This window comes from Pseudoduganella aquatica, from assembly GCF_020865585.1.
GTDB classification, from domain to species: Bacteria; Pseudomonadota; Gammaproteobacteria; order Burkholderiales; family Burkholderiaceae_D; genus Rugamonas; species Rugamonas aquatica_A.
Genome location: NZ_CP086370.1, coordinates 5,831,075 through 5,857,095, shown reverse-complemented (window position 1 = coordinate 5,857,095; position 26,021 = coordinate 5,831,075). Strand labels below are relative to the sequence as shown.

Here is a 26,021-nt window from a genome sequence, read left to right as displayed (position 1 = left end):
AACAATATGATGAAATGTCTCGAGGAGAGAAAATTGGGTATTGGATATTTTGCGGCGTCGTTTTTTCTTTAGTGTTAATAGGTTGGATTGTTGCGTGGAAATAATGCGTGAAATCCTCTTGGAGCGGCGGCGGCAAGTCGCGCAGCTTTGGCTACGATGCGATCGGCAACGTCCACACCGAAACGCGCACCGATGGCAACCGTGTCTACGACTATGACCTATTCAACCGGATGAGCGCGGTCACCATCAGCGGTGTGCAGGTTGGCGACTACCGGTCCAACATCTACAACCAGCGCGCTTACAAAAACATCGGCGTGGGTACGGCCTGCGGTGGTCAAGTAATTTCGGACACTACGATAGGTTCATGCACTGCCATTTTCCGTTCATAGACGGCGGGCGGCAGATTGCCCAGTGCTGAATTGATGCGCTTGCAGTTATAGAAGCCGACGATGTAGTCGGTGATGTCGGTCTTTGCCTCGGCGTGATTGGCGTATTGGCGCTGCCAGACGCGCTCCATTTTCAGGTTCAGGAAGAAGCGTTCTGCTACGGCGTTATCCCAGCAGTTTCCTTTCCGGCTCATGCTGCAAACAAAACCATGCGTCGCCAGCAGGTCTTGGTAGAGCTCGCTGGCGTATTGGCTGCCCCGGTCCGAATGGACGATCAGGCCGGGTCCTGGGCGCCGCTGCTGGATGGCCATGTTCAGGGCCTCGCAGACGAGCTTGGCAGGCATGCTTGGCGCCATGGACCAGCCGACCACCTTGCGTGCGTACAAATCTATCACGACGGCCAAGTACAGCCAGCCGGAGCCGGTGCGGATGTACGTGATGTCCGATACGTATGCCATGTTGGGCGCGGGCGGATTGAACTGCCGGTTCAGCACATTGGCGGCGATCGGCAGGTCGTGCTTACTGTCCGTCGTGTGAACGAACTTGCGTTTCCAGACGGGCTTCAAAGCCGCTTGGCGCATCAAACGGCGCACCTTGTAGCGCCCGATGTGGAAGCCGGCGTTGGCCATGGCCGAAACCAGACGGCGGCTGCCGTAGCTTTGCCCGCTGGCTTGAAATTCGGCTTTCAGATGCACGCTAGCCTTGCACACCGCCGGTTTGGCGGAGCGTCGTTGCGCGGCGTAGTAGCCTGATCGGCTTACCTCCAGAACGCGGCAGCTTTGTTGGGCCGGAATGGCCTCCTTTTGCAGTTGATGAACGAGCTGATAGATCATTTCATTTCGCGGGCAAAGAAGGCCGAGGCCTTTTTTAAGATGGTCACATCCTGCCGCAATTGCTGATTTTCCAGTTCGAGTTGCCGAATGCGCTGCTGCTCGGCGGTGAGTGGTTTGCCGATGCCCGGCTGGCCGCTTTGCTCGGCACTGTATTGCGCCAGCCAGCGCCGGATAGCAGGGTGTTCTCAAAGACCAAGTGCAACACCTTTTGCTGTAAGGTGCCGCCATGGCGAGAATCTACAAACATTTGACAACCCAGGAGCGCGCTGTCGTCATGACCATGCGCGACGACCAGTGCTCCACCCGATCCATTGCTAAACGCCTTTGTCGTTCTGCCAGCACGATCAGCCGCGAACTCAAGCGCACCAGCGGCGTCGGAGTCTATGACGCCGACGCCGCCCATGCGCAGTGTCAAGCCCGGCGCGTGCTGCCACGCCGCCTGCCGAAACTGCATCCGGACGGCGTGTTATTCCAGGTGGTCCGGCATCACCTGAATCTTTTCTGGTCACCGCAGCAAATAGCGCGCAAACTCAAGGCCCTTTGGCCAGACGACCCTACCGCGACCGTGTCCCACGAGACTATCTACAACGCCATCTACGTGCATCCGCGCGGTGAACTCAAGCGCGAGTTGATCGCCTGTCTGCGCCACCACAATCAAGTCCGCAAACCCCGCAGCCGGGGCACTGACCGGCGCGGCCAAATCCCGGATATGCAAAGCATCCATATCCGTCCAGCAGAGGTTGAGGACAGGCTCATCCCTGGCCACTGGGAGGGCGACCTCATCAAAGGCGCCGCCAACCGCTCGTCGGTCGGCACGCTGGTCGAACGCACGACCGGCTTTGTGGTGCTCGCCAAGATGGACAACGCCACCACCAAGGCGGTCATCGACAGCTTCTCCGCTGTGCTCAACCGCGAGCCGGCGGCGATGCGCAAGACCATGACTTACGACCAGGGCCGCGAGATGCACGGCCATAAAATCCTTACCGCGCGCACCGGTGTCCAGATCTATTTCGCCGACCCGCACAGCCCTTGGCAGCGCGGCTCGAACGAGAACACCAATGGGCTGCTGCGCCAATACATGCCGAAGGGGTCCGACCTGTCGATCTACTCGCAGGACGAGCTCGACGCCATCGCCTTATCGCTCAATACGCGCCCCAGAGCAAGGCTCAATTACGAATCGCCACTCGTCGTTTATACTCAACACATCGAACTGCTACAACATTCAACTGACACTGTTAATTAACCCAGTGTTGCGCTTGGTATTTGAAACCGCCCAGTTTGGCCGATGTCCATGCTTTCGCTGACGTTCTGGATGCTCAGGCCCTGTTCCTTGATCATTCTGACCACCTCCAGCTTCAGGCTCGGATCGAATGTCTTGCGTTTTCTTGTTGTCATGCTTTAACTCCTCAGATGGTGAATTTTCCACCTATTGAGGTGTCCAGGCAAATTAGACCACGGCAGCCTACGTGTATGGACCGCAAGGAGAGCTATTGACAGAAACCGGCGCCACGCCAACCAGCTACGTCTGGATAGGCGGTGAGTTGCTGGGAATCGTGCGGAGTGGCCAGTTCTACGCCAGCCACAATGACCACCTTGGCAGGCCCGAAGTGCTAAGCAATACCGCAGGCGCTGTCGTGTGGCGCGCGGAAAACGCGGCGTTTGACCGCAAGGTAGTGGTCGATACGGTAGGGGGATTGAATGTCGGCTTCCCTGGACAGTATATCGATAACGAAACTGGGTTGTGGTACAACTGGAACCGGTATTACGATGCTGCGCTTGGACGCTACATCCAAAGCGATCCCATCGGGCTTGCAGGAGGGATCAATACCTACGCCTATGTCGGTGTAAACCCGCTCGCTTACTCCGATTTCTTGGGCTTGGCGCCAGGCGATCCTTACCGGACCGCGAACTTGGCTGCTGTCGCGGCAATAAGGGACATTTTCCCGCTGACGGCGAAGTCCGGCAACGAGTAGGGTGGACGGGTCTATCAAATGCCTAACGGGAAATATTCATACACCAACCCAGAGGAGGGCAATACCAAGGACATGGGCAAGGTGCCGCCACTCGAGTGTCCGAACGGTGGCAAGAATGTCGGTATGTACCACACGCATCCGAATGTTGCCACTGCCGCCAACGGCACGGGCAACCCGAACATTGTGTCCGGTGGCGACCAGATATGGGGAGACAGAGAAGGCGCCATTTTCATCGGGGCTCCCAATGGAAATATTTTGAGATACACGGCAAATGGAACGGCTTTCGATGGAAAAGTCGACATTATCGGAAGAATCAGGTAGAAACCCATGGACAAACGTACTGCTCCGAGAGGAAGCAACTATATGAAAAGTGTGTCGGCATGGCTGCTATCTGTTCTTTTGGCATTGACGATTGGCGGTGCCGCGTACGCGGACGAACCCCGGGATGTGTCGATAATCCAGTTGATCACCAATCCGGAGCTGTTCGATGGAAAGTTGGTCCGCGTTATAGGGTTCATGCACCTCGAGTTTGAAGGCGACGCTGTGTATCTGCACCTGGAAGACTTTGAATATTCGATGGAGAAGAACTCACTGGCGATCGAGTTGAGTGATTCGCAAGGGCGATCGTGGCGCAAGTTGAACGATCACTACGTGATTATCGAAGGTCGTTTCAGCGCTACTGCGCAGGGCCATTTCGGTGCGCGTGCGGGATCGCTTCAGAATGTCATCAGGCTGGGTAACTGGTCCGTTAGACGGTCGTCGCTTAAACGGGATAGAAATAAGTTGTTAGCACGATAGTGATGTCGGACCTTTACATACAACGCCGCCGGCGAGCTGACCAGCATGCATAAAGCGGAAATTGAGAATTTAATTCATGAGATAGGTAAGGCAGATCTTGCAGCCGCTAAGCGAGCCGAAGAGGCCGTGCAGGCATCGAACGATGCCCGGCGACGTGGTGGTAAAGAACGGTGAACGTTGATGCCTTACTCGAATATTTTGAAAAAATAGTTGGCCCTGGGCGCCGCAGCGGGGCATTTGTCGTACCGAAAATATGGGGCCATCTGCGTAAGTGTGTGGGCTTATAATATCTAACTGGAGTAGTGGTGAGTGAGTTTGAAAAACTTGCGGTTTCTTGGATACGCCTGCATCACGCAGAATTAAACTCAGATGAATATATTAAGGAATTTTGGTCTTTTGATAAATTATCGGATTTTTGTAGAAAAAGGCCACATGATTCGTGGAGGGTTATAGTAGAAATATACGAGAGAAATTCGGACAATAAGATTATATCCAACCTGGCCGCTGGGCCTATAGAAGACCTTTTGGTGCATCATGGAAACTTAGCCTTGATTTTGATTAATCAGTACTGCCATGAAGAGCATAAATTTGTTGAGGTTATGAAGCTGATTTGGAAAAATTCCATGGCGGACGAGGTTTGGGAACAGCTTCAAAGATTGATTCGTATTCATTCTTAGGTTGGGTGACTGGTCGCTCAATAGGGCAAAAAATCCGTCAAAACGGCAAAATGGGAGTCGCTCAAGCCGCTATTTTCGTCCTTGCCGGCTATCCTTTTATTGGAGTGCGCGACGGTGTGCTGCACGCGATAGGCAGGGCATATTCGATTGAATACGGTCTTGGGGGTGGATCGTGTCTGTAGTATTAGATTGTTGTTTGTTTTAGAAAGAATCTTATATCCACGATTTTTCTTAAATGAAAATACTAGGCTTCAACTATGGGAAGGGCGGACCATAGCTGAAGGCAAGATTCTAGAAGCCGTGTAGGCTTACACCCGCCAGGCCCCATCCTGATACACCCTTTCCTCACCCAGCCAGACCGCCTCGGTCACGGCGAACACGTCCACGTGGTAGCGCGCGTCCTTGCGCTTGAATTGCGGTTTCTGGTACTGGCCGTGCTTGGCGCCCAGCGACAGGTGGATGCCGCACATGCGCTCGTAGGTGCCGATGTCGCTCACCAGCCGCTCGCGCGAGAAGGCGCGGTTCATGCCGAAGCCCAGTTCGCGCAGCCAGACTTCGCCTTCGTGGGCGCGGATGATCTCCAGCATGTTGTCGAACTCGGGCGTGGAGTCGATAGCGCCGGTGACGCGGCCGTTTTCCACGATCATGGTGATGGGCTGGGCCGGGTGGTTGACGTGGAAGGAGGTGTCGCCGAACACGAACACGCGCACGCGGCCGTTCACCGCTTCCAGGTCCTGCGCTTCGGTGAACACTTCGCCGATGGGGAACTGGCCGCCCACGTTGTTCATGCCGCTGTAGTCGCCGATGTTGAGCTTGGCCGCTTCCAGCGGCGAGTCGAAGCGCAGCAGCGCGCCCGCGCCGCTGTCCACCACGGCCGACGGCGCCGCGTTGATGCGCGCTTGCAGGGCACGGCCCACGCCGCGGTAGTAGGCCGGGTCGTAGGCCAGCGAGGCGATGTAGTGCAGCCCCTGCTCGCCGGGCATGCGCGACAGGTGCACGTGCTCGATCACTTTCAGGCCGCGCTTGAACAGTTCGATGCGGATGCGGAACGCTTCCAGGCGGAAGCTGGTGGACTGTATCAGCACCACCAGGTCGTGCTGGCCCAGCTCGGCGAACGCGGCCAGCACGTCTTCCGGCGCCACAGTGTCGAAGTCGATGAAGCGGCCGTCCGGCAGCGAGCGGCGGTAGGCTTCCGTCAGCGCCTCATTCAGCGCGCAGCGCCGGTCGTACACCACCAGCGCGCGCTGCGGCGGCGCGTATTCGATCGCCCCGGCCAGCAGGTCGCGCACGTTGACCGCCGCCGTGGCGATGGCGTCTGCGGGGAGGGCGCCGTGGGGCGCGGACGGGGGGAGGGGAGCCGACTGTGTCATTTTTTAATCAGAAGTAATACTTATTGGAAGCTTGAGCATTATATGCCCTGCATATTCCTTGTACAGCGCAAGGGAGCGGCGTAGAATCATTGCAATATAGCCGGACGGCAACTTTACAGATTCGGCGTCACATTACAGGTTGGAGGCAGCGATGAGCTCAGTGAAGGGAATGGATTTACCGCTGGAACGGCCTGATGACGGCGATGGACGGGCGGCGCTGTTCGTGCCGACCACGGCCATCAAGGAAGACGTGCTGCAACTGGTGCGCAAAGGGGCGGCCGTCGTGGGCTTCGGCAACCATGACCGCACCCTGACCATTTATTACGAGAGCAACCGCTTTTCGGAACCGGCGCTGGCGAAGTGGGAGCAGAAGGCGCGCAAGTGCTTCGAGCGCCTGCTGGACAACCTGCCGACCACCAACAAGATGGTCAGCAAGCCGGAGAACTTCGAGCAGGTGGGCTATATCAGCAACAAGGGCATCGTGATCCGCCGCATGGAAGTGCTGCAGCGCTGGCTGGAGTACTCGGACGCGCTGGACTCGGCGCCCGAGAGCGAAACGGTGGCGTTTGCGCCGCCGCCGCCGCCCAAGAAGATCGTCGCCGAGTAATCCTCCTCACACCACCATGATGCTGGCTTGCGCCTTCAGCGGGCAGGGCAGCGTATCGTCAAACGTGATCTCGACCGCGCTCGCCACGAAGAAGCCGCCGATGTGCTGGGCGGCGATCTCAGGCGGCGTGCCCGGCTTGGTCAGGTTCACGTCCTGCGCGAACAGGAAGATGCGCCATCTGCCATACACCGTCTGGCCGTACTTGAGCAGCAGCCGGTAGGCCAGCTCCAGGCTCAGGCTGGCCGCGTACACGCCGTCGTTGGCGCCGGGGTCGAAGCCCAGGCCGTCGTCGGTAAGCGGTATCACGAAGTTCAATCCTTGCGGCGCCTGGAAGATGGCGAAGGAATACAGGTCGGTGCCGTGGAACAGGCTGCCGTCCTCGCGGTGGAATTTCGCGCGCACCCACAAGGGACTGAAGGCCTGCACCTGCGGCGGCGCTTCCACGTCCACCGGGCCGGCGGTGTGGATGTTGGTTTGCGTCTCCGTCACGCTGTAGCTGTAGGTGGCGCCGGTGGTGATGCGCTGGTAGGTCCAGCTGACGTCGGTGGCGTAGGGCACGCCGGCGTTGGGCGCTTCCAGCATGGTCCACTCGGCCACCACGCGCTCGCCCACGGTCAGTTCGCCGGCGGCGGGCGGGGTGGCTTCCTGGCCGCGCCAGAACGGGTCGGCCGCGTCCGAGCAGGCCACGGCAATGGCCACCGAGGCGATGGCCGAGGCCACTCCCGCCACTGTGTATTCCGGCTCGCCCGAGCTGGCGCCCTCCAGCGAGCAGCAGGTGACGCTGGGGTCGGTTTCCTCCACGCTGCCGCCCACATTGAAGCTGGCCTTGCCCGCGCCCAGCGCCGCCGCGATGATGGCCACCAGGGCGGCGATGATGGCGATGATAATGGCGAGTATCTTCCACCACGGGTCGGCAAAAGGCAGCTCGCCGTGCAGGCCGGGGAAGGCGGGATTCGGCGCCCAGGCCATGGCCAGGCCGGTGGGCACGATGGGGCCGCCGCCCGGCGGGCAGATGCATTCCTTGCCGTCCGGCCCGGTCTGGCCCCAGCGCTTGCCGGGCAGGTGGCCTTTCAGATTGGACACCGTCAGCGTGCCTTCCTGCACCGTGCAGGTGTAGGTGTTGCTGGTGGCGTCGAAGCGGGTTTCGGATACGAAGATCTGCTGGATGGAGCGGCGCGGGGTAAAGCCGTCGGCGCGCGCCAGGATGCTGACCAGCGGCTTGCCGGGGCTGGCGTGCTGGAAGTTTGCGTCCCACATCACCAGCATGGCGGCGCCGGCGGGGATGGTGGCGAAGTAGTGGGTGCGCGCCACCGGCGCAATGCCGGGGTCGCCCACGCTCTCCAGCCAGACGGTGACGTTGGTCAGCGCGCTGGAGGACAGATTGGTGATGTGGGCGGCAATGCGCAGGCCGTAGATGGCGTTGTCGAATATGCCGTCCGGCAGCATGATGCTGGTCACGGGCTCGATGGCGAACGGGCGCGTGAGCACCTGGAGTGGGGTGGCGCTCATTTTTTGTCTCCTTGCAGCTGGACTACAACGTAGCTGACGCCGCCGGCCACCTTGCCCTGGCTGCGTTCGATAATGTGCACCAGCTGGTACTGGCCGGGCCGCAGGCCGTCCACGCTGAAGGCGGCGTACACGGCGGTGGCCGTGCCGCGCGGCAGGCGCACGCGCAGGCCGTGCTTGCCGCCGTAGTCCGCGTCCGGCCCGGCGCCGCCGGCGGCCGCACCCATGTCATCCTCGGCGGCGCCCGGTTCGTTGCCCAGTGTTTCGTCGCCGCCCACTTCCGAGCCTGCGCCGTAGCCGAGCGGCTCGGCGGCTTCATGGCCGTGCGGATGCCGGTCCTTGCCGCCGCACAGCGGCTGCAGGCTCAGCTCAACCTGCACGGCGCGTTGCGGGGCGGGCCGCAGCTGCAGGCCGCGCAAACCCAGCAGCGCGATCTGCCGCTCGTCCAGCTCGCCGCCGTATTCCACGCTGATGAAGGCTTCCTTGTCCTGCCTGGGCAGGGCGCGCACGCTGATGACCATGGCCGCTTGCAGCATGCCGGCCATCAGCACCGTGATATTGCGCTGCGCGATCTGGTCGTGCGCGGGCGGGTCGAACACATAGCCGTTGGGCAGCGGGTCGGGGATGGGATTGGTGTCGCCCGGCCCGTGCGCGACGGCCAGCAGGCATTCGTGGCCGCCGTTCACAATCACCGGCACCCACGGCACCAGGCACAGCACGTCCTGGCCCACGGGATTGTTCGGGTCCTGCTCCGGCGCCAGGTCGACAAAGGCCGAGCCGATGGCGGTGGCGTTGCCGACAATGACCTGGGCACTGGGATCGGCCCAGTAAAAGTCGATGCGGGTGCCGTTGGCCAGGCTGTTGCCGGTGTTGGCGGCGTGCGCCCACAGGTAGGCGGGCTGGCCGGCCACCGGCGTGCCGGGCGAGCCGTTCGGGTCGGTTCCTGGTACGACCCAGATGTCGGTGCTGGCCCACCAGTACGGCGAGCCATCGCGGATGGTAATGTGAGCAGGCATGGCAGTCCTTTCGGAAGCAGCGCGGGAAGACCCCGGAGTCCAGCTTATGCCGCTGCCGAATGGGCGATTTGATGTAAATCAGACTCGGGCGTCGGGTTTGCGCAACCGGCTTGCGGAAGTCGTAGGGTTGCTGTACGGCATGTGTTATGTTGGACGTGACGGGCAGCAACGATCTGTCCGCATCGACAAAATCCACCGGAGACGACAGATGATGAAGCATGCATTCCAGGTTGTATTCGCGGCCGTACTGGCCTTGTCCCTGGGCGGCGCCGCCCGCGCGCAGGACGCCACCCACCGTGGTACGGCCGACGAGGCGGTGGCCATGGTCAAGAAAGCCGGCGCCTTTATGGACAAGAATGGCCGCGACAAGGCGATTGCCGCCTTTAATGACCCCAAGGGCGAATTCATCAAGGGCGACCTGTACGTCTTCATGTTCGGTATGACGGGCGAGCAGCAGGGTGTGGCGCTGGCGCACGGCCAGAACGCCAAGATGGTCAACAAAAACCTGATGGAGCTGAACGCCGGCGGCGTGTTTCCGATCAAGGAGTTCCTGAAGGTGGCGAACAGCCCTGCGGGTAAAGGCTGGGTTTCCTACAAATGGCCCAACTCCATCAGCAAGAATATGGAAGACAAGTCCACTTATGTCGAGAAATTCGGCGATGTGCTGATAGGTGTTGGCATCTACAAATAGCCGCCGAGGGAAAGTTCGGCCAACAACCGCGATCCAGCGCAATACGCCCCGCAAAAATGGGGCGTATTTTTTTATGGCGGCTTGCCCGAACCGCTGGGCGCTGCGTTATGATGCAAAGGACAACTTGAGCTCGCCCAGGCGGAGCCCAGGTTCCGCAGGCGGGAATCTATCCGAGCATATTCGAGCATATACATGGCATACAGGTGGGAGACTTCCGACAGCGTCTGGCTGGAGGACGATGAAAGTGGGCAATTTGAGCTGGCGTCCAGCCAGGGTTTGAGCCGCATCGAGTGGCAGGCGCAAGCGCGCACGCGCTTGCCGGACGTGGCGCAGCTATTGGGCGCGTCGCTGCCTGCGGGCTGCGCGCACGCGGCCATTTATCCCGAAGGTTTTGCTTACTGCCCAGAGTGCGGCGCTGCGCTGCGCGTGTGTGCGGCGGCGCAGCGTCTGCCTGCGTGGTGGGGACCGAGCAGCGCGCCGCTGCCGGTGAATGAGGCGCCGCTGCCGCGCCATGCGCCGCATGGTTTGCCGCTGACGGCGCTGCCGCTGGCGGCCAGCCTGGAGACGCGTCCGCCGGAACCGCAGGTGGGGCAGGCGGAATTGAAGATCCCGGCGCCGCCGAACGCGGTGTGCGTGTTTGCGGCGGCCGATTTCGGCTTTGCGGCGCAGCGCTTGCTGGCGCTGGCTTACACGCGCAATGTGCTGCAGTACTGGGATCCGGCCGCCATGCGCTGGCATGTGATGACGTGCGAGGATCACCTGGCCGATTTGTCGTTCAGCGCGTCGGCGTATGCGTGGCTGCCGGCGCACGCGGAGGCGCGGCGCGGGGAGGTGGGGCTGGTGCCGTCGGCGCAGGGTCTGGTGCGGCTGCTGATTAATCCGGTCAGCGAGAGTTTTCATACCGAGGTGGTGCTGTCGGCCAGGCTGGCCAGCGCGCCGGGCATGGTGGGGCGGCGGATCGCTTGCCTGATCGCGGCGGCAGGCGGCGTGCGCTTGTGGACGGCGGATGCGCAGGGGGCGGATGGGGAGACGCTGGAGATTGCGGCGGAGCCGGCGGGTTACGCTGCGCTAACCCGCCCTACGGTTTTCTCCACCGAGGCTGATGTTATTCCGGATCCGGATGCCGATGGCGCTGTGCCGGTCGGCGGGTGGTCGCGTCCTTTGAGTTATGACGGGAAGCTGATGTGGTTGCACGCGCAGGGGCATCTCGTCTGGCGTCCGGGCAGCGTGCCTCAGTGGCTGCCCTGGCCTGCGGGGTGGACGCCGCGCTTGCAGTTCGGGGGTCCGGCGCGCAGCCGGGATGGGCGCTTGTGGCAGATCGGGCATGACGGCCAGGCTTATTCTTTCCGTGAACTGGGCGTGGCGCAGGCGCAGCAGCGCGAGTTGGATGGCGCGCGGCTGGGCTTTGGCACGCTGCTGTTCCGCCGTGGCCACCAGGTCAAGAACGAGCCGTGGGACGTGGAAGACGTGGAGGACCAGACCCGCAACGAGGCGCTGGTGCTGCCGCTGCTGGAGAATGTGAGCAGCACGCGCAGCCAGCCGACCGGGCTGGTGCTGCGCATGGAGCGTCCGCCCGCCATGGCGGAGGATGCGCTGGGCGGCGCGGTGATACAGCGCACGCTGATCGAGTGGGTGGGGCAGCGCAATGTCATTCTGGACGAAGCGGTGCGCTTGTCGCATCCGGCCGATTGCCAGCCATTCGTGTATGACAACTGCCTGTGGCTGCACCATCCGGGCTGGAACGAGATTCGCGGCTGGCATTTGAAAGCGCTGCCATGATGCGGGCGCTGATGCAGCCATCCGCGCTGGCGCTGGCTTGCGCGCTGGGTGCGCCGGTCGCGGCGCTGGCTGCGCCGGTGTCGCACGTCTTCCTGGTGCAGAACTCGGGCTGGATGGAGCCGTTTTATACGGACCCCGCCTCGCAATACAAGGCGCTGGTGACGGAGGTGGTGCTGGCCGCCGTGCAGCCGGGCGATGCGCTGGTGCTGGCGGCCTTCAATCAAAGCCTGCCGGGTGCGCCGTCGCCGAAAGCGCTGCTGGCGGCGAAGGTGGACGACAAGCCGCAGCGCGCCGCCGTCGCCGCTGCGCTTGCGCCGCTGGCGGCAGCCAGGAAGCCTGGCAGCAGCGCGCTGGCGGACACCGATCTGGGCGAAGCGGTCAGTGCCTCCATCACGTCGGCGCTGGGCGGCAAGCCGGGGCTGATCTGGCTGTTCACCAACAACAAGAACAGTCCGAACAACGACCAGGCCACGGCGCAGCGCAACCGCGAATTCTATGAGCTGATCCACCACGGCGGCAGCATCAAGAAGGCCTTGGCCTTCCCGCTGCACATGCCGGTGCATGGCCGCTACAGCGCCAACGGCATGATGATTTACGTTTTTGCGATCCAGGACGAAGGCAAGCGCGAGCTCGATGCGCTGCTGCGTTCGGGGCGTCTGCAAAAGGTGATCACCGAACCGCCTGCGCGCCTCAAGCCGCTCGACCAGGACACCGTGCGCCTGCTGCCGGTGAAGGTGGAGAACGTGCCCGGCGTGGCGTTTTCCACGCAGCCCAACGGTACCCTGCGCGCCGATATCGACGCCGCCGCCGCCACGCAGGCGCACGCGTCCCCTGGCGATTCGCCGGCCGCGCGTATCCAATGGCGGCTGGAGAACACGATTTATCCCTACACCATCACCAGCGCCCGGCTGGCTGCGCGCTCCGTGCTGGCGGGCGCCGAGAAGCCGATTGCGCTGGGCGCGGACAGAGTGCAGGGCCTGGCGCCCGGCAAATCGCTGCCGCTGGCGTCCAGCATGCAGCTGCCGGTGGCCAACCTGCCCGGCAAGTGGTCGCTGGAAGCGGTGCAGGCCGCCGGTTCCGCCGCCGTGCTGCCGGGCGCTATCGAAGTGCAGCTGAGCGAACAGAAACTGGAACTCTCGCAAGCCTTCCGCGAACGCATGGCCGCGCTGTTCCCCGGCGATCCGCTGCCGGACATTTTCACGCCGCCCAGCCAGGTGCAAGGTTCGCGCGCCGTGCTGCCGCTGGAAGTGCGCATGCAGTTCGGCTTGGCTCCCTTGCTGGCGCTGCTCGGCGGCGTGGCAGCCCTGCTGGCCGGCGGCGCCGCGCTGGCCGTGGCCGCAGCGCGTCCGCGCAAAGTGCAGGTCACCGTCGAAGGTGAGCTGCGTACGTTGCACGTCAAGGCAGGCAACAGCCAGCCCCTGTTCGACAAGGCCGGCAACAAAGTCGCCGTGCTTAACACCACCTTATTTGGCAGCACACTGACGGACCTGCGCGAAGGCGCGCAAGTGCGTCTCGGCCGTTAATATCCAGCTCATATTCCCGCCCATATCGAGGATCACCAAGAATGCAAAAAGAAAACGACATCCAGCTGGCGCAGGCCAATACCGACCCCGGCTTCAAGGTGCCCGGCAGCCAGGACCAGAACGCCAAGCCGTCGAGCGAGCCGGCGCTGTCCAGCGTGCCGCCCGGCGGCGCGCCTATCGAAGTGGCGCCGGTGCAGGGCGCGCCCGCCACCGACACCTCCACGCGCGACCTGGCGATAGGCGGCGCCGTCTTCCTGGTGCTGCTGATCGTGTTCTTCTTTGCCCGCAACGCCTACGCCAATCACCTTGTGCGCCGCCGCGTGGCGCCGTCGTCGGCCGACACGGCTGGCTGGCTGATGTTCTTCGGCCTGTCCTTCCTGAGCGCCGCCGCCGTGCTGGCCATCCTGAACGCCGGCAAATTCCTTACCGTGGCCATTACCGGCACCTTGCTTGTCTTCGGCATCGCCGCGCTGATCGGCGCGATGCTGACGGGCCGCCGCTAAACAGGGGAGCGATCATGGCAGATTTCCAGAACAATGGCAGCGGCAAGAAAGCCGAACTCAAAGTCGACCTGCGCCCCACGCTGTTCATCGGCGCGGGCGGCACGGGCATGGAAGTGATGATGCGCATCCGCCGCCGCATCCTGTCGGCGGTCTGGAACCGCCGCCATCCCACGCGGGTGGAGGCCATAGGCCAGTTCCCGGTAGCGCGCTTCCTGCACGTGGACCTGGACAGCGGCGCCGTCATTGACGAAGGCAAATCGCAGCGCACCGACCCGTGGTACGAGCTGGTGAAGCTGAGCGACGAGGAACGCCTGGTCGAGTCGATCGACCTGCAGCAGTACCACGAGTCCGACGACAGCCTGGCGCGTTTCCCGCTGATAGAAAACTGGATGCCGCTGCGCCCGAAAAAACTGCGCTCGCTGGGCATCGATCCGTCCAAGGGCGCGGGCCAGATCCGCGCCGTGGCGCGGCTTTACCTGTACGATAAATATCCCAAGCTGCGCGGCCGCATCAAGGGCGCCTTGAATTTCCTGAGCAGTAACGCGGGCAACGAGCGCAAGGAAAACTACCAGCGCCTCGGCCTGCAAGTGGACACGTCCAAGTTCCGCATCGTGGTCATCGGCTCCAACGCCGGCGGCACCGGCGCGGGCACCGCTATGGACCTGGGCTGGATCGCCAAGGCCATCGCGCGGCAGGAAGTGGCGGACAGCCAGGTGGATCTGGTGATGTTCATGCCGTCCGGCTACGCCAAGGCCAACAAGGAGCGCACCGAAGCGAATGCCTACGCTACCTTGATGGAGCTGGAAACGGCCATGCGCGACATGAACGCGCAGGTGCGCTGGGCTGACCCCGACAGCCTGACCGGCCGTGGCGCGCCGTTCGACGACGTCTACTTCGTCGACACCGCCAACCTGGCCAACAAGGCCACGCAGGACGTGAAGGACGTCTACCAGATGGTGGCCGACTCGCTGTTCGAGGACTTCGCTTCGGCCGATTTCGCCAACCGCAAACGCTCTGTGGCGGTGAACCAGCAGCAGCACAAGCTGGGACCGTTCAATCCGCGCGTGCCGGAACAGCGCTTTGGCGACATGCGGCTGTCCTACTCCAAGGTGTACTCGGCGTTCGGCCAGGCCGTGCTGGACACGCAGCAAAGCCTGCGCGAAGACATCCGCGCCTACGAGCTGGCGGGCCTGATGGTGAAAGCCTTCTTCGGCCTGCTGGGCAGCGACGGCACCAAGGCGCGCCGCGCCGGCGACCAGGAACGCGACATCTTCATGCGCGAGCAGATGGCGATGGCCGAGCATCCCTTCGACGAATTCCCCGATTTCAAAAAAGGCACGGTGGATGTGACGCCGTTCCAGGAATACGCGCTTACCGACCGGCTGCTGATGGACAAGGACGAACGCTCGCTGCTGGAGCGCGTGGAAAGCAAGGTGCAGCTCGAGATCGACCGCATCATGGGCGACTATGAGCTGAAGCAGTGGCGCGAGAAAGTGGCCGAGCTGCTGCCGCACCTGGAGCGCGACGCCATCCGCGAGGCCGGCGCGACCGCCGAGACCAGCGAGGACCGCCTGAAGCGCCACACGGCCGAACTGCTGCAAAGGCTGAAGGGCCGCGCGCGCGAGCAGCTCTATGCGCTGCTGGACGACCGCAAGCAGGGCGGGCTGGAATTCGTGCTGTCGCTGCTGGAGCAGATCAAGGCGCGCATTTCGCAGCGCGACCTGGTGCACATGGAACGCAACGGCAAGCGCTACCGCGACATCCGCGATGCGCTGCGCACGCGCCAGGTGGAGGAATCGCTGAACAACCTGTCGCAGGCCGCAGCCAAGATGTTCGGCAGCGAGGCGCAGTCGCGCGAAGTGATGGCGCACCTGAAGCGCGACATTGCGGACTATCTGCGCTTCCACATGCTGGCCGTGGCGGCCGGGCAGTCGGTGGAGCTGCTGAACGCCATGTCCACCTGGCTGGGCGACGCGCAGTCGGTGGACGAGCAGGGCCAGGCGGTATGGAGCGGCATTGCAGGCGAGCTGCAGGAAGGGCGCCGCTGCGTGGAGGCCATGCTGGGCGTGGTGGACCAGCGCATTGCGCAGCTGCGCGCGGATGCGCAGCATGAACACGCGACCTATATGAAGCTGGCCAGCGACACGGTGCCGGAGGCGGTCAAACTGAGCGGCGACATCAGCGTGTGGAGCGAGGAAGTGCTGCTGGAGTTCGGCGGATCGGCGCGCCTGTTCCCGCAGCTGGGCGACGAGCAGCTGCGCTCGGCCCTGCTGCTCAAACTGTTCCGCCGCGCGCAGACGCAGCTGAGCAGCGAGCATCTGGACGACGGTGAAGCGCCGCCCGATCCGCTGCTGGAACGCCTGATGGCGATGTCGCCGCAGGAGCGCCAGCTTACCTTCAACGAATGGATACGCAGCGCCATGCCGTGGGTGAACGCGCGCTTCTCGGCGGAGTTCACGCCGAACGCGGACCAGTTCAAGTGCTTTATCGGCGTGGGCGACGTGAACGCGTGGCGCAAGCTGGAGGCGGAGATCAAGGCGGCGGTGCCGACCGGCTTCTTCCACGGGGACCTGGTCAGCATCGTCAATACCGGCGTGGCCGGGCGGGCGGTGTGCTATATCGAGTTGTCCGGCATTCCGATGACGGTGCTGCGCGGCTTGCCGACCTGGCGCACGTCCTACCAGATCGAGAATCCCAAGATTCCGACCCATTTGCATTTCGATTCCACGCGCTTCCGCCATCCCATCGCGCCGTCGATGGATGAGCTGAACCGGCTGGCGGACGACTACGAGTGGTTCCTGCAGGCGATTGCGCTGGGCGTGGTCAAGCGCAAGGCCGACCTGGCGGACCGCGAGGCGCTGTTCCAGCCGCGCGGACAGTATCTGTTTGAAGTGGAGCAGGGTTCCGGCGAGTGGCTGCAGATCGGGAATGAGTTCGCCATCCGTTCGAACGGCTTGCCCGCGTATTACCGCGACCAGGTGATCGGTTCGGTGCAGCAGCGCCTGGCGCGCATGGGTGCCAGCCAGTTCGTGCTGCTGGCGGCGCTGATGCGCCACTACCAGCACCGCGTGTACCAGCCCAAGCTGGAAGTGGACGAGACGGGGGCGGAGCTGCCGTCGCCGTCGCTGCCGAATATCACGGCCAAGCGTCTGCACGATGAATGGGTGAAGCGCGCGCAGGCCATGCAGGCTGGCTTGGCGCCGGGCGCGGCGCCGACGGTGGAGCGCGCGCTGGAGGCGCTGGCGGCGTGGAGCGAGCCGGTGGCCGGATCGTCCACGGACGCGTACAGCTGGGAGGTGCAGCATGCGGTGGACAAGCGCGTGCTCAAGCCCGAGATGCTGGCCAGCGACGCGGCTGCGGCGCGCGTGTTTGGCGATGCATCCGCAGCGAGTGCCGTCGCGGCGGGCGGCGCTGCGGCGCCTGCGGCCGTTGTTGCCGCTGCTGTAGGCGCGCGGTCTGCGGCTGCGGGCGGTGTGCTGTACAAGGTGTTCGTCAACAAGACGCAGCAGGGACCATACGGGTTGCATGAACTGGCCCAGCGCATCACGGCGGGCGAGGTGGACGGCAACACCAAGGTCTGGAATATGCTATGGGTGCCGCGCGTGGACCAGTGGAAGCTGGCCAGCGAGATGCCGGACATCGCACCGCTGCTGAGCGCCGCGATCCCGGACCCGCATGACGATATCCCGGACCCGGAATAAGGAAGGCTGAGTAGTGGACGTAGTGACGTACCGATGCATCAACAATGATTGTGGCCGGGTTTTTCCGCGCCAGGTGAAGTTCTGCCCGTTCTGCGGCACGCGGCAAGCCGCCGCATCAGCGGCCGCAGCGGCGGCGGCTGCGAGGCCGTCGCAGGCGGCGCAGCCTGCGGCCTCGGCGCCGCCGGCTGGCCGTCCGCAGCCGGTGGGCAAGCAGTCTGCGGCGCACGCGCAGCCTTCCGAACCGCCTTCGCAGCCTTCGCAGCCGCAGTTCAGGCAAACGGTGCCGCCCGCATCCAAGCCCGCGGCGGAGGAGCCTGTCGTCATGACGCCGGAGCAGATCGCTGCGGCCAAGGCGCGGCTGGACAAGCTGCGCGGTGCGCAGACCGCCGGCAGCGCGCCGCCCGGACGCGCCACCGGCGGCCAGCAAGGCAAGCCGCCGCTGCGCGAACCGATAGGCTGGAGCACCTGGCTGCTGGTCGCCATGATCCTGGCCGTGATCTGGTATTTGGCCAAGCCGGCCAGCAAGGACGACATCCTCGACAAACATGGCGACAAGGTGCTCGCACTGATAGGCGAATGCAAGCTGGATGCAGCGCGCGCCGAAGTCACGGCCATGCGCGCGGACAAAGCCAGCGATTTGCAGATCAAGAAGGCCAACGACGCGATTCACAGCGCCGCGCTCAACTGCGAACGAAACCGCCAGCGCACCAAGGCCTGGGCAGACTTGAAGCCTGCGCTCGAAACCGCTTTGCAAACCGGCGCCGTGGAACGCGCGGACGCCCGCCTGGCTGCCTTCACCAAGAAATGGGGCGCCGACGACGAAACCCGGGACTGGGACAAACGCATCGACGTGAAGAAGGCCGAGCGCCTGCTGGACGACGCCGACGGCTGCCTGAAAATATCCAACAGTGCCTGCCTGGAAGCCAAGCTGGTGGCCGCCGAGAAGCTGAATCGCAGCGAAGTGGCCGACCGTATCCACTCCTTGCGTGAAGCCCTGTCCAAGCTGCTGGAATCGACCGTGCTGGAACAGAAGGCGCCGCCTGCGCTGAGCAACGAACCGCCGCGTGCGGCGCCGGCGCCCCAGGTGCTGAGCACCGCGCCGCAAGTGCCGCAAGCAGCCCAGCAGGCGCGCAAGATCCTGGCCGACGCCGAGCGCGAACTCAGCCAGGGCAATTACAAAGGCGCGATGGACAAGGCGGAAATTTGTGCCACGATGATAGACGTGGGCAACCGCGAATGCGTGGGCCTGAAGCAGCGCGCCGAGCGCTTGAACCGCGACATGCTGCGCTGCGTGGCCAGCGGCGCGGACTGGATCAACGATAAATGCCACAACTAAGCAAGGAGGCGTCATGAAACGTACACTCGGCCTCACCCTGATCGCCGCACTGGTGGCTGGCTGCGCCGCGCCGGATGCAGGCCGTTCCGGCCAGCGCGGCGGCAGTAGCAGCACCGGCGGCACTGGCAGCGCCGCTGAAAACGCCGCAGCGGGTGCGGCCATCGGCGCCGTGGCCGGCTGCGCGCTGGCCGCCCTGGCGGGCAAGAAATGCGCGCAAGGCGCCGCGATAGGCGCGGCCATGGGCGCAGCCATCGGCTGGACCTCGTACTCGGAGAAAATCGCCAACGCGCAGACCGTCAACAACGAAGCGCGCCGCCAGGGCATTCCCGTCCCGGTCAATGAAATCCGCGTGAAGGATTACCAGGTCTATTCCACTTCCAGCGTGGCGCGCGCCGGCGGCGAGCCGGTACGGGTGGTTGGCGAAATCAAGCTGTACGGCGAATCGCAACGCGTGCCGGAAGTGGTGCAGAGCATGACGTTGTTGAAGGCCAACGGCGAGAAGGCGTCCGACAAGCCGCAGATCGCCCGCGTGGAACGCATCGACGGCGCGGGGCAGTACCGTGCGGTGGGCGTCTATAAAATCCCGCGCGGCATGGAGCAGGGGCAGTACACCGTGCAAAGCGTGCTGCTGCTCGACGGCCTGGAGGTGGCGCGCCGCACCACCGTGTTCCAGGTGGCGCAGATCGCCCCGCCGGCGATGGCCAAGCTATAGCGTATCAAGCCGCGCGCGCACCGCGTCCGCCTGCGCGCGCAGCGCCTGCACGGCGGACGGCTCCATCTTGCGCAGTTGCGGATACACCATGCCGATGCGCGGATTGCCCGCCAGCGTAGCCTCGTTGCGTGAGAAAAAATCCCAGTACAGCGCGTTGAACGGGCAAGCGTCCTCGCCGATGCGGGCCTTCCTGTCGTAGCGGCAGCCCTTGCAATAGTCGCTCATGCGGTCGATATACGCCGCGCTGGAAACGTAGGGCTTGGTGGCCAGCAGGCCGCCGTCGGCAAACTGGCTCATGCCCAGCGTGTTCGGCATTTCCACCCACTCGAAGGCGTCGATGTACACGCCCAGATACCACTCGTGCAGCTCTTGCGGATCAAGCCCCGCCAGCAGCGCGAAATTCCCTATCACCATCAGGCGGTGGATGTGGTGCGCATGCGCGTGCTGCAAGGAGTCGCCGATGGCGCTGGCCAGGCAGCGCATGCCGGTCTGGCCGTCCCAGAACCAGCGCGGCAGCGGCAGGCGGTGGCCGAACACATTCTCTTGCCCGTAGCCGGGCATGCGGCTCCAGTACACGCCGCGCACGTACTCGCGCCAGCCCAGCACCTGCCGGATAAAGCCCTCGGCAGACGCTAGCGGCGCGCGGCCCTCGCGCCACGCCTGCTCCACCGCCTGTACCACCTCGCGCGGATTGAGCATCTTGGTGTTGAGCGCAAAGGACAGCAGCGAATGGAACAGGCGCGATGCGCGGCTGCTCATCGCGTCCTGGAATTCGCCGAAATGCGGCAGTGCATGTTCGATAAAGCCATCCAGCTGCTGTAAGGCTTCCTGCCGGTTCAGGGGCCACGCGAAGCGCGCCGCGTTGGTCTCCCCGAAGCTGCGCGCACCGGACGCTTCGATCTCCAGCCATAGCGCCGAGTGGTCGTGGCAGGGACGGAAATCGTCCGGCTGCGGCGGCGTGCCGGGCCAGGACTTGCGGTTGTCGTGATCGTAGTTCCACTTGCCGCCTTGCGGCTTGCCGGCTGCGTCCATCAGGACGCCGTGCTTCACGCGCATGGCGCGGTAGAAGTGCTCCATGAGCCAGTGCTTGCGGCCTTCAAACAGCTGTTCGGCTTCGTCGTGGCGCGTATAGAAATGTTCGCTGTCCACCATGCGGCTGGGGATGGGCAGGTTGCGCGTGTAGCGCGCCAGCTGCTGCTCCAGGCGGTATTCATCCGGCATCTGGTATTCGAATTCGGCGGCGTCGAAATGTTCGATGGCGTCGTCCAGGTTGGCCGGTAGCGACTGGCGGTTGCGCGCGTCGCTGATCTTCAGGTAGTGCAACCGGTGCCCCTGCGCGCGCAGCTGGCGCGCCAGCTCGCGCATGCCCGCGAAGATGGCGATGATCTTCTGCGCGTGGTGCAGCACATAGTCGGTTTCCTGGCGCACCTCCATCATGACGTAGACCACGTCGGCATGGCGGTGGCGGAACCAGCTGTGTTCGGGGTTGAGCTGGTCGCCGAGTATCAGGCGTAGCGTGGTGTCGGTTTTCATGCGGCGACTGTATGCCTTGCCGCGCCCCGCGTCCAGCCGCCGCCTGTGCTGCGGCGGTTCAACTCCGGGTCAACGCGCTTGCTGTCATAGGCCTTCCTTGCGTATTTGCCGGAACAGTTTTTCCACGGTCCAGACCCGGTCCGCCTGGCGCCACTGCAGCGCGGTGCCGGCCGCCAGCACCAGCAGGTAGAGCGGGCCTATGGTCCATTGGCCGGCGTGCGCCGTCCAAGACGCCAGCACCAGGTAGGCGATGCCTATGGCGATGGCGGTCGCGCCCGCAAAGCCGAGCAGGCGGCGCGACGCGATGCCGCGCATGACCACGGCCGCGCTGGTGGTGAAGGCCAGTTCAAAGGGTAGGATGGCTGCTGCCGCAATGCGCTCCAGCGCTTCGTTCAGCGCGTTGCCGGTGGCGAGCTGGAACGCCAGGTAGGCCAGGGCGATGGCGGCCAGTGCGCACAGTTGTAGCGTCAGCGTGGAGCGGATGATGTGTGTGCCGACGCCGCTGCGGCGCAGGCCGCCCGGCAGCAGCAGCGAGCGCCAGTGCAGGTCGCGCACGGCGAGCCGGTTTGCCGTCACGGTACAGATGATGTATAGCGCCAGCGCGCGCAGCGGCGTGACTGCGCTGCCCCATTTCGAGGTCAGCATTTGCAGCAGCACGAGGTAGAACAGCAGCTCGCCCTGGAAGACATACGGCAGCTTGCTGAAGAAGGTGGGACGTGCGGATGCGTTGGTCTCGTCGTGCCAGCGCACCATGCTGTAGCGCTTGAACAGCGTGGACAGCTTGCCGGGGCCGAGTGCGCCGGGCTTGCGTTCACGCGGACGGTAGGCGGGCATGGCACCCAGGCTGCGGCGCCACAGCATCCAGCCCAGCGCGGGCCATGCCAGTGTGCACAGCAGCAGCACCGGCGCGGGCGCGGAGACGATGGCGTGCACCACGGCGCGCCAGCCGTGCAGGGTGGCCCAACCGAAGCCTGCGATAAAGCCGACGGCGCCGAGCGCGCGGCTCCATTCCAGGCCGTGCCGGGCGAGGCCGATGCGGGACAGCGCGCCCAGCACGGCCAGGCACAGCGAAAGCGACAGCAGCGCGGGCGCCACCAGCCACGGCGCCTGCGAGGCGGGCGCCAGGTAGTGCGCGGCCAGTCCCACGCACAGCGCGGCCCAGCAGCGCGTCAGCCATACCAGCGTGCCGCGCGTCCAGGCCTGCCACAGCGCGTCCGGCGCGCGGCGCGCAGCCAGCACGCGCCAGGCGTTCTCCAGCACTTCAAGCCGGTAGTTCGCCGCCAGGCCGATGACGACGCAGGCGGCGCCGGTCAGCATGGCGAGGCCGAGGTCCGCGCCGCTGGAGGGCGCGCCCGTCGTCAGCATCAGCAGCAGGATCCAGCCGATCGCCAGGAAGGCCAGCATGCCTCGGCCGGTGGCGACGGTCCACTCCGGGTACAGCAGCGCGGGCAATGCGAGAACGGCGGCGGTTTTCATGCGTTCAGCTCCATGAACAGTTCGTCGAGCGTGAGCGCGCGGCTCGCGCTGGCCAGTTCCGGCGCCAGCCGGGTGTCGATCAGTGCGCGTTCGCCGGCCTTGTTGCGCCAGACGATGGCGGCGCCGGGCGGCTCGCTGCCGGCCGGCGCGACGCGGTAGTGTTCCAGCATCGCGTCCCAGCTGTCGAGCACTTGCAGGCGGCCGCTGCGGATGAAGGCCAGGTGGGTGACCACGCGTTCCAGGTCGCTCAGGATGTGGCTGGAGATGATGACGGTGCGCTCGCGGTCCTCGCCGCTGAAGATAGCGCGCATGAATTCGCGGCGGCTCAGAGGGTCCAGGCTGGCCACGGGTTCGTCGAACAGCAGCACGTCCGGATCATGCGCGAGGGCCAGCACCACGGACAGTTTCTGCTGGTCGCCGCCGGACAGGTCGCGCACCTTGTGCGCCAGCGGCAGGTCCAGCCGCGCCGCCAGCGCCAGGCAGCGCGCCTCGTCCCAGCGCGGGTAGGCGCGGCCGATGGCGCGCAGGTGTTCCTCCGCGCTCATCCAGCCGAACAGGTCCGGCGTCTGCGCCACATAGCCCAGGCGTTCGCGCACCGCGTCGCTCAGGTCCAGCGAAGGGCAGCCCAGCAGCTCGCAGTGGCCCGCGTCCGGCGCGGCCAGGCCGGTCAGACATTGCAGCAGCGAGGACTTGCCCGCGCCGTTGCGGCCCACCAGGCCGACCACGGCGCCGGCGGGGATGTCGAAGGAAATATCGTGCAGCACGTCGATATGTTTGCGGCGCAGCGTGAGGCCGCTCGCGCGGATGACGGAGTCAGTCATGGTTTTCCTTTTTGGAGGGAGCGTTCAGACAGTGTTCAAACAAGGCGAGCGCCTCGGCGGGCGGCAGGCCGAGCTGGCGCGCCATCTGCGCCGCCGCCTCCAGCGCGGGCAGCAGCATGGCGGCCTTGTCCTGCGCGGTGGAGGCGGGCCGGGCGTCGGCGATCACCATGCCCAGGCCGCGCCGGCGCGCCAGCAGGCCTTCCGCCTCCAGCATGCTGTAGGCCTTGCTCACGGTCATGGGATTGATGGCGTGGTGCTGCGCCACCGCCCGCACCGACGGCAGCTCGTCGCCCGGCTTGAGCTGGCCGCTGGCCGCCATGCGGCGCAGCTGGTCCACGATCTGGCGATAGATCGGGACCGGGGAGGTGGTGGCAATATCGAAGTTCATGCGAATCAGTGTATCACTGCATTAATACACTGTGCAATACACTTCTCGCGGCGGGCGGATCTGGGGCCAGGGGATTCTTACTGCAGCGGCGCCATAGTGATGGGCACGCCGGACAGCACCGCGTTGCCGGACAGCGGATCGCGCAGGTTCTCGTCCAGCAGCACGTTCAGGTTCACGCCCGGGCGCTCGGCCGCCACGCCCATCTGCGTGCCGGGCAGGTTGTGGCCCCAGCCGTGCGGCAGGCTGACCACGCCGGGCATCATGTCGGCGCTCACCTCCACCTGCACCTCGATCTGGCGCGCGCCGTTGCGCACCGTGGCCTGGCCGCCGTCGGCCAGTTGCAGGCGCGCGGCGTCGTCCGGATGGACCAGCGCCGTGCAGCGGTAGGCGCCCTTGGCCAGCACCGGCAGGTTGTGCATCCAGCTATTGTTCGAGCGCAGCTGGCGGCGGCCGATGATGACCAGGTCCGCCGCCGGCGCGGCCAGGTCGGCCGCCACGCGCGCCAGGTCGTCCAGCAGCAGCTGCGGCGCCAGTTCGATCTGGCCGGACGGCGTGCGCAGCGCCTCGGGGATGCGCTGCGTCATCGGTCCCAGGTCGATGCCGGACGGCGCGGCCTGGATCTTCGCCAGGGTCAGTCCGCCGGGCGCGCGGCCGAACTGGTCGCCGTAGGGGCCGCTGCGCAGGCCCAGGTCGAGCAGGCGCTGCACGCCGCGCTGCGGCGCCAGCATGCCCATGACCGTGTCGGTCAGCGGGCCGACGGCTTTCTCCAGGTCCTCGCGCAGCAGCGCGTCGTCCAGCGCAGCGATGTCGGCGTTGGCGCCCTGGCCTTTCAGGATGGCGACCAGGCGCAGCAGGGTTTCCCACTCGTCCGGCTGGCCCGCGCTGCGCGCCAGCACCGGCGGGCTGTAGCGCGCGTGGTTGCGGTGCGAGAACTGGGTGAAGGTCACGTCGTAGTGCGCGTCCTCCAGCGGCGACACGCCGGGCAGGATCACGTCCGCATGGCGCGAGGTTTCGTTCAGGTAGATGTCCATGCTCAGCATGAATTCCAGCTGCTCCAGCGCGGCCGCAAGGCGCGGTCCGTTGGGCGCCGACAGCACCGGGTTGCCGGCGATGGCGATCAGCGCCTTCACCTGTCCCGGGCCGGGGGTGTCGATCTCCTCGGCCAGGCAGGTGATGGGCAGCTCGCCGACGACTTCCGGCGCGCCCGACACGCGGCTGCGGTAGCGTCCGCTCGTGACGCCGCGCCCGCTGCCCGGCTTGCCGCGCGTGTTGGCGGCGAAGGCGGCGGCCTTGGGGAACATCATGCCGCCTTCCTGGTCCAGGTGGCCGGTGAGGATGTTGACCACGTCGATCAGCCAGGATGCCAGCGTGCCGTATTGCTGCGTGCAGGTGCCGATGCGGCCGTACACCGCCGCCCGCTCCGTGCCGGCCAGCGTGCGCGCCAGTTCACGCATGGTGGCGGCGGCGATGCCGCAGCGCGCGGCCACGGTTTCCGGCGCGTAGGGCAGGGCGGCCTCCCGCAATTGTTCCAGACCCGTCACATGGCCGGCCAGGCGGCCCAGCTTGACGAGCTGCTCGTCGAACAGCGCATGCACCAGGCCCAGCAGGAAGAACACATCGGCGCCGGGGCGGATGAAATGGTGCTGGTCGGCCACTTCGGCGGTCTCGGTGCGGCGCGGGTCCACCACCACGATGCGGCCGCCGCGCGCGCGCAGGGCCTTGGCCTTGCCTCGGAAGTCCGGCACGGTCCACAGGCTGCCGTTGGAGACCATGGGATTGGCGCCCAGGATCAGCAGGAAGTCGCTGCGCTCGATATCGGGCACCGGCACCGACAGCCAGGAGCCGTACATCAGCCCCACGGACAACATTTTCGGCACCTGGTCCACGCTGGAGGCGGAAAACATGTTGTGGGTAGACAACGCTTTTGCCAGTTTGGGGAAATAAAGCATCAAGCTCATTTTGTGCGACACCGGGTTGCCCAGTACAGTGGCTACGGCATTGCCGCCGTCGCGTTCGATGATGGGCAGCAGGCGGCGCTCGATTTCGGCATAGGCTTCGTCCCAGCTGGCGGGCTCGAACACCCCGTTGCGCTTGATGAGCGGAGTGCGCAGGCGGTCCCCGTCCTCGTGCAAGTCCTTCAGGCCCACCGCTTTCGGGCAGAGGAAACCGGCGCTGAAGACGTCGGCCTGGTCGCCGCGCACGCGCGTCACCCGGCCCTGGCTGAGTTCCACTTCCAGGCCGCAGGCGGCCTCGCAGAAGGGGCAGATGCGGTGGGCAGTGCTGGCTTGCTGGCTGGCTTGCTGCGGGCTGGACTGTTCCATGACGGCTTCCTTGTTTAAAAGTGAACGCTCGTGCTATTGTCAGGATTTGTTACATTGATGTCAATCGTGTT

The 26,021-nt window shown here is 64.7% G+C and carries 22 protein-coding genes and 2 pseudogenes; 14 read left to right on the top strand and 10 right to left on the bottom strand.

Going from position 1 to position 26,021, the window contains the following annotated elements; all coding sequences use genetic code 11:
• Positions 1–107 precede the first annotated feature (107 nt).
• Positions 108–389 (top strand): hypothetical protein, encoded by a 282-nt coding sequence (locus KT882_RS26140; protein WP_228893672.1) that lies wholly within the window; start codon positions 108–110, stop codon positions 387–389.
• Here the strand turns inward: KT882_RS26140 and KT882_RS26135 are convergent.
• A pseudogene (locus tag KT882_RS26135) lies at positions 335–1,392 on the bottom strand (IS3 family transposase); the annotation flags it as partial. The gene KT882_RS26140 and the pseudogene KT882_RS26135 sit on opposite strands and share 55 nt — an antisense overlap.
• A 53-nt stretch (positions 1,393–1,445) precedes the next feature.
• Between KT882_RS26135 and KT882_RS26130 the strand changes: the two are divergent.
• Entirely contained in the window at positions 1,446–2,462 is a 1,017-nt protein-coding gene (locus KT882_RS26130) for an IS30 family transposase (protein ID WP_267478617.1), read from the top strand.
• On the opposite strand, the gene KT882_RS26125 is transcribed toward KT882_RS26130, so the two are convergent.
• On the bottom strand, positions 2,459–2,614 hold the full coding sequence (locus KT882_RS26125; RefSeq protein ID WP_228893671.1) for a transposase: 156 nt from the start codon (positions 2,612–2,614) through the stop codon (positions 2,459–2,461). The genes KT882_RS26130 and KT882_RS26125 overlap by 4 nt on opposite strands.
• Positions 2,615–2,709: 95 nt before the next feature.
• Between KT882_RS26125 and KT882_RS30845 the strand changes: the two genes are divergently transcribed.
• From KT882_RS30845 to KT882_RS26105, 4 genes and pseudogenes are all read left to right on the top strand, one after another.
• The gene (locus KT882_RS30845) at positions 2,710–3,192 is read left to right on the top strand and encodes an RHS repeat-associated core domain-containing protein (protein WP_321170301.1); all 483 of its coding nucleotides are present in this window, start codon (positions 2,710–2,712) and stop codon (positions 3,190–3,192) included.
• Positions 3,193–3,207: 15 nt separating this feature from the next.
• Positions 3,208–3,513 (top strand): annotated as a pseudogene (locus tag KT882_RS26115) (DUF4329 domain-containing protein); the annotation flags it as partial.
• 6 nt (positions 3,514–3,519) lie between these two features.
• Positions 3,520–3,990: a hypothetical protein gene (locus tag KT882_RS26110; RefSeq protein ID WP_228893669.1), complete on the top strand. Its 471-nt coding sequence runs from the start codon at positions 3,520–3,522 to the stop codon at positions 3,988–3,990.
• Positions 3,991–4,295: 305 nt separating this feature from the next.
• Positions 4,296–4,667, top strand: coding sequence for a DUF6869 domain-containing protein (locus tag KT882_RS26105; protein ID WP_228893668.1), 372 nt, complete (start codon positions 4,296–4,298; stop codon positions 4,665–4,667).
• Positions 4,668–4,975: 308 nt separating this feature from the next.
• Here the strand turns inward: KT882_RS26105 and KT882_RS26100 are convergent, their stop codons facing one another.
• Positions 4,976–6,037: a M29 family metallopeptidase gene (locus KT882_RS26100; protein WP_161073328.1), complete on the bottom strand. Its 1,062-nt coding sequence runs from the start codon at positions 6,035–6,037 to the stop codon at positions 4,976–4,978.
• Positions 6,038–6,188: 151 nt separating this feature from the next.
• Between KT882_RS26100 and KT882_RS26095 the strand changes: the two genes are divergently transcribed.
• Positions 6,189–6,644, top strand: coding sequence for a hypothetical protein (locus KT882_RS26095; RefSeq protein WP_228893667.1), 456 nt, complete (start codon positions 6,189–6,191; stop codon positions 6,642–6,644).
• A 6-nt stretch (positions 6,645–6,650) separates the two neighbouring features.
• Here KT882_RS26095 and KT882_RS26090 read toward each other — a convergent pair whose 3' ends face one another.
• On the bottom strand, positions 6,651–8,153 hold the full coding sequence (locus tag KT882_RS26090) for a choice-of-anchor X domain-containing protein (RefSeq protein WP_228893666.1): 1,503 nt from the start codon (positions 8,151–8,153) through the stop codon (positions 6,651–6,653).
• Positions 8,150–9,166, bottom strand: coding sequence for a hypothetical protein (locus KT882_RS26085; protein WP_228893665.1), 1,017 nt, complete (start codon positions 9,164–9,166; stop codon positions 8,150–8,152). Before KT882_RS26085 ends, KT882_RS26090 begins: the two co-directional genes overlap by 4 nt.
• Before the next feature lie 208 nt (positions 9,167–9,374).
• Here KT882_RS26085 and KT882_RS26080 point away from each other — a divergent pair, with 208 nt between their 5' ends.
• The 7 genes from KT882_RS26080 to KT882_RS26050 all read left to right on the top strand — a co-directional run bounded on the left by KT882_RS26080 (position 9,375) and on the right by KT882_RS26050 (position 19,411).
• The gene (locus KT882_RS26080; protein ID WP_308807748.1) at positions 9,375–9,857 is read left to right on the top strand and encodes a cache domain-containing protein; all 483 of its coding nucleotides are present in this window, start codon (positions 9,375–9,377) and stop codon (positions 9,855–9,857) included.
• Between the two features lie 192 nt (positions 9,858–10,049).
• Complete coding sequence (locus KT882_RS26075) at positions 10,050–11,636, top strand: hypothetical protein (protein WP_228893664.1); 1,587 nt, start codon at positions 10,050–10,052, stop codon at positions 11,634–11,636.
• Positions 11,633–13,159 (top strand): hypothetical protein, encoded by a 1,527-nt coding sequence (locus KT882_RS26070; protein WP_228893663.1) that lies wholly within the window; start codon positions 11,633–11,635, stop codon positions 13,157–13,159. The genes KT882_RS26075 and KT882_RS26070 overlap by 4 nt, the downstream gene beginning before the upstream one ends.
• Positions 13,160–13,200: 41 nt before the next feature.
• Positions 13,201–13,662, top strand: coding sequence for a hypothetical protein (locus KT882_RS26065; RefSeq protein ID WP_228893662.1), 462 nt, complete (start codon positions 13,201–13,203; stop codon positions 13,660–13,662).
• A 14-nt stretch (positions 13,663–13,676) separates the two neighbouring features.
• Positions 13,677–17,363 carry a tubulin-like doman-containing protein gene (locus KT882_RS26060; RefSeq protein WP_228893661.1) on the top strand — a complete coding sequence of 1,229 codons (3,687 nt, stop codon included), beginning with the start codon at positions 13,677–13,679 and terminating at the stop codon, positions 17,361–17,363.
• 73 nt (positions 17,364–17,436) lie between these two features.
• A complete protein-coding gene (locus tag KT882_RS26055) occupies positions 17,437–18,699 on the top strand; it encodes a hypothetical protein (protein ID WP_228893660.1) in 1,263 nt (420 codons plus the stop codon).
• Between the two features lie 13 nt (positions 18,700–18,712).
• The gene (locus KT882_RS26050; protein ID WP_228893659.1) at positions 18,713–19,411 is read left to right on the top strand and encodes a hypothetical protein; all 699 of its coding nucleotides are present in this window, start codon (positions 18,713–18,715) and stop codon (positions 19,409–19,411) included.
• On the opposite strand, the gene KT882_RS26045 is transcribed toward KT882_RS26050, so the two are convergent.
• The 5 genes from KT882_RS26045 to KT882_RS26025 form a co-directional block, all read right to left on the bottom strand.
• A complete protein-coding gene (locus tag KT882_RS26045; RefSeq protein WP_228893658.1) occupies positions 19,406–20,944 on the bottom strand; it encodes a cryptochrome/photolyase family protein in 1,539 nt (512 codons plus the stop codon). The genes KT882_RS26050 and KT882_RS26045 overlap by 6 nt on opposite strands.
• An 84-nt stretch (positions 20,945–21,028) precedes the next feature.
• Positions 21,029–22,420, bottom strand: a complete 1,392-nt coding sequence (locus tag KT882_RS26040) for a hypothetical protein (protein ID WP_228893657.1) — start codon at positions 22,418–22,420, stop codon at positions 21,029–21,031.
• Positions 22,417–23,241: an ABC transporter ATP-binding protein gene (locus KT882_RS26035; RefSeq protein WP_228893656.1), complete on the bottom strand. Its 825-nt coding sequence runs from the start codon at positions 23,239–23,241 to the stop codon at positions 22,417–22,419. Before KT882_RS26035 ends, KT882_RS26040 begins: the two co-directional genes overlap by 4 nt.
• Positions 23,234–23,629, bottom strand: coding sequence for a GntR family transcriptional regulator (locus KT882_RS26030; protein WP_228893655.1), 396 nt, complete (start codon positions 23,627–23,629; stop codon positions 23,234–23,236). Before KT882_RS26030 ends, KT882_RS26035 begins: the two co-directional genes overlap by 8 nt.
• Positions 23,630–23,706: 77 nt before the next feature.
• Entirely contained in the window at positions 23,707–25,950 is a 2,244-nt protein-coding gene (locus KT882_RS26025; protein WP_228893654.1) for a molybdopterin-dependent oxidoreductase, read from the bottom strand.
• Positions 25,951–26,021: the final 71 nt, after the last annotated feature.

Bases quoted from the DNA above. Each gene is read 5' to 3' on its own strand.
- KT882_RS26130 (WP_267478617.1), top strand. From the start codon at position 1,446: ATGGCGAGAATCTACAAACATTTGACAACCCAGGAGCGCGCTGTCGTC.
- KT882_RS26125 (WP_228893671.1), bottom strand. From the start codon at position 2,614: ATGACAACAAGAAAACGCAAGACATTCGATCCGAGCCTGAAGCTGGAG.
- KT882_RS26110 (WP_228893669.1), top strand. From the start codon at position 3,520: ATGGACAAACGTACTGCTCCGAGAGGAAGCAACTATATGAAAAGTGTG.
- KT882_RS26100 (WP_161073328.1), bottom strand. From the start codon at position 6,037: ATGACACAGTCGGCTCCCCTCCCCCCGTCCGCGCCCCACGGCGCCCTC.
- KT882_RS26095 (WP_228893667.1), top strand. From the start codon at position 6,189: ATGAGCTCAGTGAAGGGAATGGATTTACCGCTGGAACGGCCTGATGAC.
- KT882_RS26090 (WP_228893666.1), bottom strand. From the start codon at position 8,153: ATGAGCGCCACCCCACTCCAGGTGCTCACGCGCCCGTTCGCCATCGAG.
- KT882_RS26085 (WP_228893665.1), bottom strand. From the start codon at position 9,166: ATGCCTGCTCACATTACCATCCGCGATGGCTCGCCGTACTGGTGGGCC.
- KT882_RS26080 (WP_308807748.1), top strand. From the start codon at position 9,375: ATGATGAAGCATGCATTCCAGGTTGTATTCGCGGCCGTACTGGCCTTG.
- KT882_RS26075 (WP_228893664.1), top strand. From the start codon at position 10,050: ATGGCATACAGGTGGGAGACTTCCGACAGCGTCTGGCTGGAGGACGAT.
- KT882_RS26070 (WP_228893663.1), top strand. From the start codon at position 11,633: ATGATGCGGGCGCTGATGCAGCCATCCGCGCTGGCGCTGGCTTGCGCG.
- KT882_RS26065 (WP_228893662.1), top strand. From the start codon at position 13,201: ATGCAAAAAGAAAACGACATCCAGCTGGCGCAGGCCAATACCGACCCC.
- KT882_RS26060 (WP_228893661.1), top strand. From the start codon at position 13,677: ATGGCAGATTTCCAGAACAATGGCAGCGGCAAGAAAGCCGAACTCAAA.
- KT882_RS26050 (WP_228893659.1), top strand. From the start codon at position 18,713: ATGAAACGTACACTCGGCCTCACCCTGATCGCCGCACTGGTGGCTGGC.
- KT882_RS26045 (WP_228893658.1), bottom strand. From the start codon at position 20,944: ATGAAAACCGACACCACGCTACGCCTGATACTCGGCGACCAGCTCAAC.
- KT882_RS26040 (WP_228893657.1), bottom strand. From the start codon at position 22,420: ATGAAAACCGCCGCCGTTCTCGCATTGCCCGCGCTGCTGTACCCGGAG.
- KT882_RS26035 (WP_228893656.1), bottom strand. From the start codon at position 23,241: ATGACTGACTCCGTCATCCGCGCGAGCGGCCTCACGCTGCGCCGCAAA.
- KT882_RS26030 (WP_228893655.1), bottom strand. From the start codon at position 23,629: ATGAACTTCGATATTGCCACCACCTCCCCGGTCCCGATCTATCGCCAG.
- KT882_RS26025 (WP_228893654.1), bottom strand. From the start codon at position 25,950: ATGGAACAGTCCAGCCCGCAGCAAGCCAGCCAGCAAGCCAGCACTGCC.